Raw genomic sequence first — 12,896 nt, 5'->3', positions numbered from 1 at the left:
TCACCACCAAGGAGTACGCCATGAGCACCCACACCGAGCTCCCCCAGGCCGGCAACGAGTCCGCCGGCTCCTGCTGCGGCGGCGCCTGCCACACGGACACCGACACCGCCGGGACCGAGGGTGCCTTCACCGCGGTGTACGAGGTCAAGGGCATGACCTGTGGCCACTGCGAGGGCGCGGTGTCCAGTGAGATCTCGGAGCTCGACGGCGTCACCTCGGCCCAGGCGAGCGCCGCCACCGGCCAGGTCACGGTCGTCTCCACCGCCCCGCTCGACGAGGAAGCGGTCCGCGCCGCGGTGGACGAGGCGGGCTACGAACTCGTCTGAGCCCCACGGCCGGGGCCGGACCGACGTGCCCGGCCCCGCGCCCGTACCCTCGGCAGCACCATGACGGACGACGTGCGACTCGACCTGGCCATCGGGGGCATGACCTGCGCCTCCTGCTCCGCCCGCATCGAGAAGAAGCTGAACCGCATCGAGGGCGTGACAGCGACGGTCAACCTGGCCACGGAACAGGCGAAGGTCTCCCACGCGCCCGGGGTGACCCCCGAGTCCCTGATCGCCACGATCACCAAACTGGGCTACACGGCGAAGCCGTTGCCGGAACCCTCGGGCGGCACCGGGGGCCGCCTTGCCCACCCTGCCGCCCAAGGCGGCAGATTGCCCAAGGCGACGGCGGCACCTGAATCAACAGCGGTCGAACCGAACGGGCGGCCGCCGGTGGAGGTACCCCGACGCGGCCCCGCACCCACGGTCAAGAACGAAGCGCCCACGGTCGACCGCCAGACGCCGCTCCGTCAACGGCTCACGGTCTCCGCGCTCCTCACCGCCCCCGTGATCCTCCTGTCCATGATCCCGGCGCTGCACTTCGACGACTGGCAATGGCTGACGCTCACTCTGGCGTCACCCGTCGTCGTCTGGGGCGGCCTCCCCTTCCACCGCGCCGCGTGGACCAACCTGCGGCACGGCGCGGCCACCATGGACACCCTCGTCTCCCTGGGCACACTCGCCGCCTTCGGCTGGTCCCTGTGGGCGCTGTTCCTCGCCGACAGCGCGGCCCCCATCTACCTGGAAGTGGCCTCGGGCGTGGTCACCTTCATCCTCCTGGGCCGCTACCTGGAGGCCCGCGCCAAGCGCGCCGCGGGCGCGGCCCTGCGCGCCCTGCTCGACCTGGGCGCCAAGGAGGTCACCCTCCTCACCCCGGACGGCGCCGAAGTACGCGTCCCGGCAGGCGACCTCACCCCCGGCGACCGCTTCGTCGTACGCCCCGGCGAGAAGATCGCCACGGACGGCACGGTCACCGAGGGCAGCAGCGCCGTGGACACCTCGATCCTCACCGGCGAGTCGATCCCCACCGACGTCACCGTCGGAGACCCCGTCACCGGCGCCACCGTCAACGCCGCGGGCCGCATCGTCGTGGCGGCCACCCGCGTCGGCGCGGACACCCAGCTCGCCCGCATGGCGAAGCTCGTCGAGGAGGCCCAGACGGGGAAGGCCCAGGTCCAGCGCCTGGCGGACAGGATCTCCGCGGTCTTCGTCCCGGTGGTCCTGCTGATCGCCCTCGGCACGCTCCTCACCTGGCTCCTCACCACCGGCGACGCCACCGCCGCCTTCACCGCCGCGGTGGCGGTCCTGATCATCGCCTGCCCGTGCGCCCTCGGACTCGCGACACCCACCGCCCTCATGGTCGGCACGGGCCGCGGCGCGAGCCTGGGCATCCTGATCAAGGGCCCCGAGGTCCTGGAATCGACCCGGGCGGTCAACACGGTCGTCCTCGACAAGACGGGCACCGTCACCACCGGCCACATGACACTCGCCGCCGCGCACCCGGCCGCCACCACCGACGAAAAGGACCTGCTCCGCCTGGCGGGCGCCCTGGAACACGCCTCCGAGCACCCGGTGGCCCGGGCCATCGCGACCGGCGCCGCCGGCCGCGCGGGCGAACTCCCCCCGGCCACCGACTTCACCAACGTCCCCGGCCTGGGCGTACGCGGCACGGTGGAGGGCCACACCGTCCTCGTAGGGCGCGACCGGCTGCTCACCGAGCAAGGCATCTCCCTGCCGCCCGAACTCACCAGGGCCCTCTCGGCCGCGGAGGCGACCGGCGGCACGGCCGTCACGGTCGCCTGGGACGGCGAGGCACGCGGTGTCCTCACGGTCACGGACGCCGTCAAGGAGACGAGCGCGGAGGCGGTGACCGCGCTCCGCTCCCTGGGCCTCACCCCGATCCTTCTGACCGGCGACAACCGCGCCGCGGCTGACTCCGTCGCGGCGGCGGTGGGCATCGCCGGGGAGGACGTGATCGCGGAGGTCATGCCCGAGGACAAGGTCGAGGTGATCAAGCGCCTCCAGGCCGGAGGCCGCAGCGTCGCGATGGTCGGCGACGGGGTCAACGACGCCGCCGCGCTCGCCACCGCCGACCTGGGCCTGGCCATGGGCACCGGCACGGACGCGGCGATCGAGGCCGGCGACCTGACACTCGTCCGCGGCGACCTGCGGGTGGCCGCGGACGCGATCCGGCTCTCCCGCCGCACCCTCGCCACGATCAAGGGCAACCTCTGCTGGGCCTTCGGCTACAACATCGCGGCGATCCCGCTCGCCGCGGCCGGGCTGCTGAACCCGATGATCGCGGGCGCGGCGATGGCCTTCTCGTCCGTCTTCGTGGTGACGAACAGCCTGCGGCTGCGCAGATTCACGTAGATACCCGGAGAGATCCCTGGACCTCCACACAATCAACACGGCACAATTGCAGCACTCCCCCACAGAGGCCGATATCCACATATCGGACCTCTTGCGCACGCACGGGACATATGCAAGAGACGCAGATCACATCGGTCTGGACGTAACCCTTTGCGGCTCTCGTGAGTCTAAGGAGGCGATGCAGGAACGTCTTGGGGGACGTTTCCGCATCGGAGGGACCCGTCTTGGGGGACGGTCCCGACAGCGTTGGCCGGGGCACGTGCGCCGGGAGCCTTGAGCGGCCCGCCTGGCGGTACGTGTTCCGGCGGCCGACGCACCACAGACCCCCAGGCCGGATCCCGTGGGGGGAATCCGACCCGGGTAAAGGAAAGCGCCCCGACTGTCGGCCCGTGGGGGGACCGACAGCGGGGCGCTTTCTGCTGCGCAGCTTGACCCGGCTTGTTGCGGTGGGGCGGGGTTACGGACCCGGGGCGCTGCCCCGGACCCCGCTGCTCAATCGCCGCAGGGGCTTGATATGCCGAACCGGCGTTGCGGAAAGACTTAGCGCTGCTCGACCGGGATGAAGTCGCGTTCGACGATGCCCGTGTAGATCTGGCGCGGGCGGCCGATGCGGGAGCCCGGCTCCTTGATCATCTCGTGCCACTGGGCGATCCAGCCCGGAAGGCGGCCGAGGGCGAAGAGGACCGTGAACATCTCGGTCGGGAAGCCCATGGCCCGGTAGATCAGGCCGGTGTAGAAGTCGACGTTCGGGTAGAGCTTGCGCTCGACGAAGTACTCGTCGGCCAGCGCGTGCTCCTCCAGCTTCAGGGCGATGTCGAGCAGCTCGTCGGACTTGCCGAGCGCCGAGAGGACATCGTGCGCCGCCGCCTTGATGATCTTCGCCCGCGGGTCGAAGTTCTTGTAGACGCGGTGCCCGAAGCCCATGAGCTTCACGCCGTCTTCCTTGTTCTTCACCTTGCGGATGAACTCGTCGACGTCGCCGCCCGCGGCCTGGATGCCCTCAAGCATCTCCAGGACGGACGCGTTGGCGCCACCGTGCAGCGGACCCCACAGCGCGGAGATACCGGCGGAGATCGACGCGAACATGTTGGCCTGCGACGAGCCCACCAGGCGCACCGTGGACGTCGAGCAGTTCTGCTCGTGGTCCGCGTGCAGGATGAGCAGCTTCTCGAGGGCCGAGACGACGACCGGGTCCGGCACGTACTCCTGCGCGGGCACGGAGAACGTCATGCGCAGGAAGTTCTCGACGTAGCCGAGGTCGTTGCGCGGGTAGACGAACGGGTGGCCGATCGACTTCTTGTAGGCGTACGCCGCGATCGTCGGCAGCTTCGCGAGGAGACGGATCGTCGAGAGGTGACGCTGCTGCTCGTCGAAGGGGTTGTGGCTGTCCTGGTAGAAGGTGGACAGCGCGGAGACCACGGAGGACAGCATGGCCATCGGGTGGGCGTCCCGCGGGAAGCCGTCGAAGAACCGCTTCACGTCCTCGTGCAGGAGCGTGTGCCCGGTGATCTCGTTCTTGAAGGTGGAGAGCTCGTCGACCGTCGGGAGCTCGCCGTTGATCAGCAGGTAGGCGACCTCGGTGAAGGTCGAGCTCTCGGCCAGCTGCTCGATCGGGTAGCCGCGGTAACGCAGGATGCCCTGCTCACCGTCGAGATAGGTGATCGCGGATTTATAGGCGGCTGTATTGCCGTATCCGCTGTCCAGGGTCACCAGGCCCGTCTGGGCCCGCAGCTTCCCGATGTCGAAGCCCGTGTCGCCCACGGTGCTGTCGATCACCGGGTAGGTGTACTCGTCGTCGCCGTACTGGAGTACTACAGCCTTCTCGTTCTGCTCGCTCACGTCATCCCTCACCGACGTAGTGCCTCTTCTTCGAGGTGCCCTGACTGTCTCTACCTTCCCCCACTTGGCCCAGCAGAGTGCACTCGGGGTCGCCCATTGGGCTCACCGACGGCACTCAGTGCCGTCAACTTGCTCATCCTGCCCCCTTCGCCCCGGTTCCGGAAGTGCTTGTGACCTTCGCGACTCGTCTGATCGATCAAATCTTTTGAACGGCAGCACCTGACAGCCGGAAATTCAGGGCGGTACACCGCCTACCGGCCGAAATCGTACGCACGGCCTGGCCGATCGCTCTGCGCGAACCGACCAGGACGACGAGCTTCTTGGCGCGCGTGACCGCCGTGTAGAGGAGGTTGCGCTGGAGCATCATCCACGCCCCCGTCGTGACGGGGATCACCACACACGGGTACTCGCTCCCCTGGGAGCGGTGGATGGTCACAGCGTAGGCATGCGCCAGCTCGTCCAGCTCGTCGAAGTCATAGGGAACCTCCTCGTCCTCATCGGTGCGGACAGTGAGTCTCTGCTCCTCGGAATCCAGGGACGTGACGACGCCGACCGTGCCGTTGAACACGCCGTTCTCCCCCTTCTCGTAGTTGTTTCTGATCTGGGTGACCTTGTCGCCCACCCGGAAGACGCGGCCGCCGAAGCGCTTCTCCGGAACGTCCGGGCGGCCGGGCGTGATCGCCTGCTGGAGCAGCCCGTTGAGATGGCCCGCCCCCGCCGGGCCGCGGTGCATCGGCGCCAGCACCTGGACGTCGCGCCGCGGGTCCAGGCCGAACTTCGCGGGGATCCGGTGGGCCGCGACGTCGACGGTGAGCCGGCCGGCCTCCTCGGTGTCGTCCTCCACGAACAGGAAGAAGTCCTTGAGGCCCGAAGTGATGGGCTGCGTACCGGAGTTAATGCGGTGGGCGTTCGTGACGACACCGGACTCCTGGGCCTGCCGGAAGATCCGGGTGAGCCGCACGGCGGGCACCGGACTCTCCTCGGCCAGCATGTCGCGCAGCACCTCCCCCGCCCCGACGCTCGGCAGCTGATCCACGTCCCCCACGAACAGCAGATGCGCCCCGGGCGCCACCGCCTTCGCCAGCTTGTTGGCGAGCAGCAGGTCCAGCATGGAGGCCTCGTCGACCACGACGAGGTCGGCGTCGAGCGGCCGCTCCTTGTCGTACGCGGCGTCCCCGCCCGGCTTCAGCTCCAGGAGGCGGTGCACGGTGGAGGCCTCGGCTCCGGTCAGCTCGGCGAGCCGCTTGGCGGCGCGGCCGGTGGGCGCGGCGAGCACGACCTTGGCGCGCTTGGCCCGGGCCAGCTCCACAACGGACCGTACGGTGAACGACTTTCCGCAGCCGGGGCCGCCGGTGAGCACGGCCACCTTCTCGCTGAGCGCGAGCTTGACCGCCTCCTCCTGCTCGGGCGCGAGCTGCGCCCCCGTACGGTCGGCGAGCCACGCGAGTGCCTTGTCCCACGCGACGTCCTGGAAGGCGGGCATCCGGTCGTCCTGCGTGCGCAGCAGTCTGAGCAGCTGGGCGGAGAGGGCGAGTTCGGCCCGGTGGAAGGGGACCAGGTAGATCGCGGTGACCGGCTCCCCGTCCTCGCCCGGCACCGTCTCGCGGACCACGCCGGGTTCGCCGGAGTCCGCGTCGGGCACGGCCAGTTCGGCGAGGCACTCGATGACGAGCCCGGTGTCGACCTGGAGCAGCTTCACGGCGTCGGCGATGAGCCGCTGCTCGGGCAGGAAGCAGTGCCCCTGGTCGGTGGACTGCGAAAGGGCGTACTGGAGACCGGCCTTGACCCGCTCCGGGCTGTCGTGCGGGATGCCGACGGACTGGGCGATGCGGTCGGCGGTGAGGAATCCGATGCCCCAGACGTCGGAGGCGAGCCGGTACGGCTGGTTCTTCACGACGGAGATCGACGCGTCGCCGAACTTCTTGAAGATGCGCACGGCGATGGAGGTCGAGACGTCGACCGATTGAAGGAAGACCATGACCTCCTTGATGGCCTTCTGTTCCTCCCACGCGTCGGCGATCTTCTTCGTGCGCTTGGGGCCGAGCCCCGGCACCTCGATGAGCCGCTTCGGCTCCTGCTCGATGATGTCCAGGGTGTCGAGCCCGAAGTGCTGCGTGATGCGGTCGGCGAAGACCGGTCCGATGCCCTTGACCAGCCCGGATCCGAGATAGCGGCGGATGCCCTGGATCGTGGCCGGGAGGACGGTCGTGTAGTTCTCGACCGTGAACTGCTTGCCGTACTGCGGGTGGGAGCCCCAACGGCCCTCCATCCGCAGCGACTCCCCCACCTGCGCCCCGAGCAGCGAGCCGACGACGGTCAGCAGATCCCCCGCGCCTCTGCCGGTGTCGACCCGGCCGACCGTGTACCCGGTCTCGTCGTTGGCGTACGTGATCCGCTCGAGGACGCCCTCGAGCGCCGCCATCGGCCGCCCCGTCGCTTGGTTGGACATGATCCGACGGTAGCGGGAGGGTCCGACAATGCGGGAGGGGCCGGTCAGGGTTGACCCGGTCCGTACCGGGCCCGCCGTGCGCAGTGAGCTGGATCACCTCGCGGCCGCGATGACTTCCGGGCCCTTGCCACGTCTTATCGGCGACATCTCGGCACCCCGCAGACAGGAGCACACCATGCCCGCCACCAAGGGTCCCGCCTCCTACTTCCCCGCCATCGAGAAGAAGTACGGCGAACCGGTCGCCCACTGGCAGGACCTCATCCGCTCCTCACCCCTCGCCAAGCACATGGAGCTGGTGAACTGGCTGAAGGCCGAGCACGGCCTGGGCCACGGGCACGCCAACGCTCTCGTGGCACACACGCTGGCCGAGGGCCGCGGGGCGTAACGCTCAGATCCCGCCCATCGGCTCCGGGTCCACCCGCAGCGGCGTGCCCCACACCCGGACGACCTCGTAGTCCGTGAACTCGTGGACCAGGCGGTACGCCATCGCCGCGTCCGGGCGGCGGCGCTGGGCCGCCAGGTAGAGGTCCGCCTCGTGCCGGTCGTGGCGGGGGGTGCCGCAGAGCTGCCACACCTGCCCGTTCCACATCTCCGGGATCCAGCGCTGCTGGGGCTGGGGGCGGTCCTCGCGCGTGCCGTAACGGGAGAGCACGGGGCGCTCGTCCGTGGGGCGGGCGGCCGGGCCCGGGTCGCCCGAGACCTGCGAGCGGCGGGCCTTGCGGCGGCGGGTCTCGCAGAACAGGCACAGGTCAGGGGCGGATTCCTCGACCGGGCCGTACGGGTGCTCCTTGCAGCGGGTCGTGGGTTTGTCGCCCGACACCGCGTCGTCGAGCTGGGCGAGTGCGCGGGTCAGGTCGCCCCGGAGCTCGTGCAGCACGTCGTCCGGGGTGTCGCCGGTGAGCTTCTCGCCGTGCTCGCCGAGCACGCGGAGGGCGCGGCCTAGTGCGGTGAGCTGCGCGTGATTCATGCCCACCACCTTCGCACGCGGCACCGACAATCCCGGTCGCCCGGCGACGTGGTTACGGCCTCGGGGCTCCGCCCCGGACCCCGCGACGTGGTTACGGCCACGGGGCTCCGCCCCGGACCCCGCGACGTGGTTGCGGCCGCGGGGCTCCGCCCCGGACCCCGCGACGTGGTTGCGGCCGCGGGGCTCCGCCCCGGACCCCGCGCCTCAATCGCCGGCGGGGCTTGATAGATCAAGCCCCGCCGGTGAACAAATCAAGCCCCTGCGGCGATTGAGCAGCGGGGTCCGGGGCGGAGCCCCGTGAGCGGGGCGGCATCCGCCCCCATCACGATCGTGTCACGACCACCCGGAGGGTCTTGCCCCCGCCCCGTGTAATCGATTCCAATCCTCCGTGTAATCGATTCCACGTAGCCACAAGGAGGTGGCGGCGATGGCGAGTATCAAGGATGTCGCGGCCGCGGCCGGGGTCTCCGTCGCCACGGTCTCCCGTGTTCTGAACAGTCATCCGTCCGTGAGCCCGGACGCCCGCACCCGTGTGCTGGCCGCCGTGGAATCGCTCGGTTACCGGCCCAACGCGGTGGCCCGTTCGCTGCGCACCGCGCAGACCCGCACGCTCGGCCTGGTCATCAGCGACGTGCTGAACCCGTACTTCGGCGAGCTCGCCCGCTCCGTCGAGGACGAGGCCCGCGGGCTCGGCTACAGCGTGATCATCGGCAACGCCGACGAACGGCCGGAGCTCCAGGACCACCACGTACGCACCCTGCTCGACCGGCGAATCGACGGGCTGCTGGTCTCCCCCACCGACGGCGCGTCGCCGCTGATGCTGGACGCCGCCCGGGCCGGCACCCCCATGGTCTTCGTGGACCGCTGGATCCCCGGTGTCGACGTCCCCGTGGTGCGCTCCGACGGGCGGGCCGCCGTGCGGGACCTCGTCGCCCATCTGCACGCGCTCGGGCACCGGCGGCTCGCGATCATCGCGGGACCCGCCGCCACCACGACCGGCAGCGAGCGCGTGGACGCCTTCCGCGCGGCCCTCGCCTCGTACGAGCTGGAACTGCCGGATGCCTACATCGGGCAGGGCGACTTCCAGGCGGACAGCGGGCGGCGGGTGACCGAGGCGTTCCTGGATCTGCCGAAGCCGCCGCAGGCCGTCTTCGCGGCCGACAACCTCATGGCGCTCGGCGCGCTCGACGCCATCCGCGCGCGCGGGCTGCGCGTCCCGGACGACATCGCGGTCGCCGCGTTCGACGACATCCCGTGGTTCGTGCACACCGATCCGCCGATCACGGCGATCGCCCAGCCAACCAAGGATCTCGGCCGGGCCGCCGTGCGCGCCCTGGTCGACCGCATCGAGGGGCGGGTGCCCGAGTCGGTCACCCTCCCCGCCCACCTCGTCGTACGGCGCTCCTGCGGCGAGAACCCCCACACGCCCACCTCAATGGAGAGGAGCAACGGATGAGCAGCTCCGAAGAGTTGCTGCGTATCGAAGGGATACGGAAGACCTTCCCCGGCGTCGTCGCGCTCGACAGCGTCGACTTCGATCTGCGCCGCGGGGAGGTGCACGTCCTGCTCGGTGAGAACGGGGCCGGGAAGAGCACGCTGATCAAGATGCTCTCCGGTGCCTACACGCCCGACGAGGGCCGCATCACCGTCGGCGGCGAGCAGGTCCGTATCCACGGCGCGCAGGATGCCGAACGGCTCGGGATCGCGACGATCTATCAGGAGTTCAATCTCGTTCCTGATCTGACCGTCGCCGAGAACATCTTTCTGGGGCGCCAGCCGCGGAGGTTCGGTCTCATCGACCGGAAGACGATGGAGTCCGACGCCGAAGCGCTCCTCGCGCGCGTAGGCGTGAATGTGTCGCCACGCGCGCGGGTGCGCGAACTGGGCATCGCCCGGCTCCAGATGGTGGAGATCGCGAAGGCGCTCAGCCTGAACGCGCGCGTGCTCATCATGGACGAGCCGACCGCCGTGCTCACCTCCGAAGAGGTCGAGAAGCTCTTCGCGATCGTGCGGCAGCTGCGTGAGGACGGCGTCGGGGTTGTCTTCATCACCCATCACCTTGAGGAGATCGCCGCGCTCGGGGACCGGGTGACCGTGATCCGGGACGGCAGGAGTGTGGGCCAGGTGCCCGCCGCCACCCCGGAGGACGAGCTCGTCCGCCTCATGGTGGGCCGCTCCATCGACCAGCAGTACCCGCGCGAACGCCCGGAAGGACAGGACGCCGCCCGCGCGTTGCTGAAGGTCGAGGGCCTGACCCGGGACGACGTCTTCCACGACGTCGGCTTCGAGGTGCGGGCCGGCGAGGTCGTCGGCATCGCGGGCCTCGTGGGCGCGGGACGTACGGAGGTCGTACGGGCCGTCTTCGGCGCCGACCCGTACGACTCGGGCTCCGTCCAGGTCTCGGGCACGGCTCTGCCCCGGCACGACGTCATCGCCGCGATGGCCGCCGGGGTCGGACTCGTCCCCGAGGACCGCAAGGGGCAGGGGCTCGTCCTCGACCAGTCGGTGGAGGAGAACCTGGGGCTCGTCACCATGCGGACGGCGTCCCGCGCCGGGTTCGTCGACCGGCAGGGCCAGCACGACGCCGCCGAGCGGATCGCGAAGCAACTGGGCGTCCGCATGGCCGGGTTGGGCCAGCACGTGCGGACCCTGTCCGGCGGCAACCAGCAGAAGGTCGTCATCGGGAAGTGGCTGCTCGCCGACATCAAGGTGTTGATTCTCGACGAGCCGACGCGCGGCATCGACGTCGGCGCGAAGGTCGAGATCTACCAGCTCATCAACGAGCTGACCGCCGCCGGGCACGCCGTGCTCATGATCTCCAGCGATCTCCCCGAGGTCCTCGGCATGAGCGACCGGGTCCTGGTGATGGCGCAAGGGCGCATCGCCGGTGAACTCGCCGCCGAGGACGCCACCCAGGACTCCGTGATGGCGCTCGCCGTCAGCAACCAAACCCACGACAACCAGAACCACGACTCGTACGAGGAGGAGGGCTCCCGTGACCACTGAGACGCTCAAGAACCCACAGGCCAAGAACAGCGGGAGCCTGCTGCGGCTGCTCCTCGACAACGGCGCGCTGACCGCGCTCGTCGTCCTGGTCATCGCCATGTCGCTGATGTCCGGCGACTTCCTGACCACCCAGAACCTGCTGAACGTCGGCGTGCAGGCGGCCGTCACCGCGATCCTCGCGTTCGGTGTCACCTTCGTCATCGTCTCCGCGGGCATCGACCTGTCGGTCGGCTCCGTGGCGGCGCTCTCCGCGACCGTCCTCGCCTGGGCGGCCACCAGCGAGGGCGTGCCGGTCGCGATAGCCGTACTGCTCGCCGTCGTCACGGGTATCGCCTGCGGTTTCGTCAACGGCCTGCTCATCTCGTACGGCAAGCTCCCGCCGTTCATCGCGACGCTGGCGATGCTGTCCGTCGGGCGCGGGCTCTCGCTCGTGATCTCGCAGGGCTCCCCGATCCCGTTCCCCGACTCGGTCTCCACGCTCGGTGACACGCTCGGCGGCTGGCTGCCGGTGCCCGTCATCGTGATGATCGTGATGGGGCTCATCACCGCGGTCGTCCTCGCCCGTACGTTCATCGGCCGGTCCATGTACGCGATCGGCGGCAACGAGGAGGCGGCCCGCCTCTCCGGTCTGCGCGTCAAGCGGCAGAAGCTCGTCATCTACGGCCTGTCGGGCCTGTTCGCGGCCGTCGCCGGCATCGTGCTCGCCTCGCGTCTCGCCTCCGCGCAGCCGCAGGCGGCGAACGGCTACGAGCTGGACGCCATCGCCGCCGTCGTCATCGGCGGCGCCTCGCTCGCCGGTGGTACGGGCAAGGCGTCGGGCACGTTCATCGGCGCGCTGATCCTCGCCGTGCTCCGCAACGGCCTCAACCTCCTTTCGGTGTCCGCCTTCTGGCAGCAGGTCGTCATCGGTGTCGTGATCGCGCTCGCGGTGCTGCTCGACACGGCGCGCCGCAAGGCGGGTGCGCAGCCCGCCGCCGCGGGCGCCGGAACCGGGGGCCCCAAGCAGCGGATGCAGTACGTGATCGCGGCCGTCGTCGCCATCGCGATCGTCGGCGGCCTCGCGGTCTGGAACAACACCGGCTCCTCCGGCGGAAGTAAGGACCTCAAGCTCGGCATGGCCGTGTCCACGCTCAACAACCCGTTCTTCACGGAGATGCGGGCGGGCGCGCAGGCCGAGGCGAAGAAGCAGGGCGTCGAGCTGACCGTCACCGACGCGCAGAACGACGCCTCGCAGCAGGCCAACCAGCTCCAGAACTTCACCAGCGAGGGCCTGAGCGCCGTCATCGTGAACCCGGTCGACTCCGACGCCGTCGGACCGTCCGTGCGCACCGCCAACAAGGCCGACATCCCCGTCGTCGCCGCCGACCGCGGCGTCAACAAGGCCAAGGCCGCCACCCTCGTCGCCTCCGACAACGTCGCGGGCGGCAAGCAGGCCGCGAAGGTCATGGCCGACAAGCTGGGCGGCAAGGGCAAGATCGCGGTCCTTCAGGGCCAGGCCGGTACGTCGGCCAGCCGTGAGCGCGGCGCCGGTTTCGCCGCCGGGCTCAAGAACTACCCGGGCATCGAGGTCGTCGCCAAGCAGCCCGCGGACTTCGACCGCACCAAGGGCCTGGACGTCATGACGAACATGCTCCAGTCGCACCCCGACGTCGACGGCGTCTTCGCCGAGAACGACGAGATGGCGCTCGGCGCGATCAAGGCGCTCGGTTCGAAGGCCGGCAAGTCCGTCCCCGTCATCGGCTTCGACGGCACCCCCGACGGCTTCAAGGCCGTCAAGGCGGGCACGCTGTACGCCTCCGTGGCCCAGCAGCCGCGCGAGCTCGGGAAGATGGCCGTGCGGAACGCGATCTCCGCGGCGAAGGACAAGAAGATCTCCTCGGCCGTGAAGGTGCCGGTGAAGGTCGTCACGGCGAAGAACGTCGCCGACTTCAAGTGA

At 70.0% G+C, this 12,896-nt stretch carries 9 protein-coding genes; 6 read left to right on the top strand and 3 right to left on the bottom strand.

Annotated elements, in window-relative coordinates:
• The first annotated feature begins 20 nt into the window (after positions 1-20).
• Together ACFYWS_RS19095 and ACFYWS_RS19090 are read left to right on the top strand one after the other, a co-directional pair.
• Positions 21-326 (top strand): heavy-metal-associated domain-containing protein, encoded by a 306-nt coding sequence (locus tag ACFYWS_RS19095; protein WP_389277563.1) that lies wholly within the window; start codon positions 21-23, stop codon positions 324-326.
• Positions 327-386: 60 nt separating this feature from the next.
• Positions 387-2,699, top strand: a complete 2,313-nt coding sequence (locus ACFYWS_RS19090; protein ID WP_389277560.1) for a heavy metal translocating P-type ATPase — start codon at positions 387-389, stop codon at positions 2,697-2,699.
• Between the two features lie 540 nt (positions 2,700-3,239).
• On the opposite strand, the gene ACFYWS_RS19085 is transcribed toward ACFYWS_RS19090, so the two are convergent.
• Together ACFYWS_RS19085 and ACFYWS_RS19080 are read right to left on the bottom strand one after the other, a co-directional pair.
• Positions 3,240-4,550, bottom strand: a complete 1,311-nt coding sequence (locus ACFYWS_RS19085) for a citrate synthase (RefSeq protein ID WP_389277557.1) — start codon at positions 4,548-4,550, stop codon at positions 3,240-3,242.
• Positions 4,551-4,734: 184 nt separating this feature from the next.
• Complete coding sequence (locus ACFYWS_RS19080; protein ID WP_389277554.1) at positions 4,735-6,987, bottom strand: ATP-dependent RecD-like DNA helicase; 2,253 nt, start codon at positions 6,985-6,987, stop codon at positions 4,735-4,737.
• A gap of 175 nt (positions 6,988-7,162) precedes the next feature.
• Here ACFYWS_RS19080 and ACFYWS_RS19075 point away from each other — a divergent pair, with 175 nt between their 5' ends.
• Positions 7,163-7,372 (top strand): DUF4287 domain-containing protein, encoded by a 210-nt coding sequence (locus ACFYWS_RS19075; RefSeq protein ID WP_389277551.1) that lies wholly within the window; start codon positions 7,163-7,165, stop codon positions 7,370-7,372.
• A gap of 3 nt (positions 7,373-7,375) precedes the next feature.
• Here the strand turns inward: ACFYWS_RS19075 and ACFYWS_RS19070 are convergent, their stop codons facing one another.
• Complete coding sequence (locus ACFYWS_RS19070) at positions 7,376-7,954, bottom strand: hypothetical protein (RefSeq protein ID WP_389277548.1); 579 nt, start codon at positions 7,952-7,954, stop codon at positions 7,376-7,378.
• Positions 7,955-8,381: 427 nt separating this feature from the next.
• On the opposite strand from ACFYWS_RS19070, the gene ACFYWS_RS19065 reads away from it, so the two are divergent.
• The 3 genes from ACFYWS_RS19065 to ACFYWS_RS19055 are packed head-to-tail and all read left to right on the top strand — an operon-like array spanning position 8,382 to position 12,896.
• The gene (locus tag ACFYWS_RS19065; protein ID WP_389277545.1) at positions 8,382-9,410 is read left to right on the top strand and encodes a LacI family DNA-binding transcriptional regulator; all 1,029 of its coding nucleotides are present in this window, start codon (positions 8,382-8,384) and stop codon (positions 9,408-9,410) included.
• A complete protein-coding gene (locus tag ACFYWS_RS19060) occupies positions 9,407-10,960 on the top strand; it encodes a sugar ABC transporter ATP-binding protein (RefSeq protein WP_389277542.1) in 1,554 nt (517 codons plus the stop codon). Before ACFYWS_RS19065 ends, ACFYWS_RS19060 begins: the two co-directional genes overlap by 4 nt.
• Positions 10,950-12,896, top strand: a complete 1,947-nt coding sequence (locus tag ACFYWS_RS19055) for a substrate-binding domain-containing protein (RefSeq protein WP_389277539.1) — start codon at positions 10,950-10,952, stop codon at positions 12,894-12,896. Before ACFYWS_RS19060 ends, ACFYWS_RS19055 begins: the two co-directional genes overlap by 11 nt.

The sequence above is a fragment of the Streptomyces sp. NPDC002795 genome, from assembly GCF_042888725.1.
Classification (GTDB): Bacteria; Actinomycetota; Actinomycetes; order Streptomycetales; family Streptomycetaceae; genus Streptomyces.
Note: the sequence above shows the minus strand (reverse complement) of the source record. Positions and strands in the feature narration are given on the sequence as shown.

Bases quoted from the DNA above. Each gene is read 5' to 3' on its own strand.
- ACFYWS_RS19095 (WP_389277563.1), top strand. From the start codon at position 21: ATGAGCACCCACACCGAGCTCCCCCAGGCCGGCAACGAGTCCGCCGGC.
- ACFYWS_RS19090 (WP_389277560.1), top strand. From the start codon at position 387: ATGACGGACGACGTGCGACTCGACCTGGCCATCGGGGGCATGACCTGC.
- ACFYWS_RS19080 (WP_389277554.1), bottom strand. From the start codon at position 6,987: ATGTCCAACCAAGCGACGGGGCGGCCGATGGCGGCGCTCGAGGGCGTC.
- ACFYWS_RS19075 (WP_389277551.1), top strand. From the start codon at position 7,163: ATGCCCGCCACCAAGGGTCCCGCCTCCTACTTCCCCGCCATCGAGAAG.
- ACFYWS_RS19070 (WP_389277548.1), bottom strand. From the start codon at position 7,954: ATGAATCACGCGCAGCTCACCGCACTAGGCCGCGCCCTCCGCGTGCTC.
- ACFYWS_RS19065 (WP_389277545.1), top strand. From the start codon at position 8,382: ATGGCGAGTATCAAGGATGTCGCGGCCGCGGCCGGGGTCTCCGTCGCC.
- ACFYWS_RS19060 (WP_389277542.1), top strand. From the start codon at position 9,407: ATGAGCAGCTCCGAAGAGTTGCTGCGTATCGAAGGGATACGGAAGACC.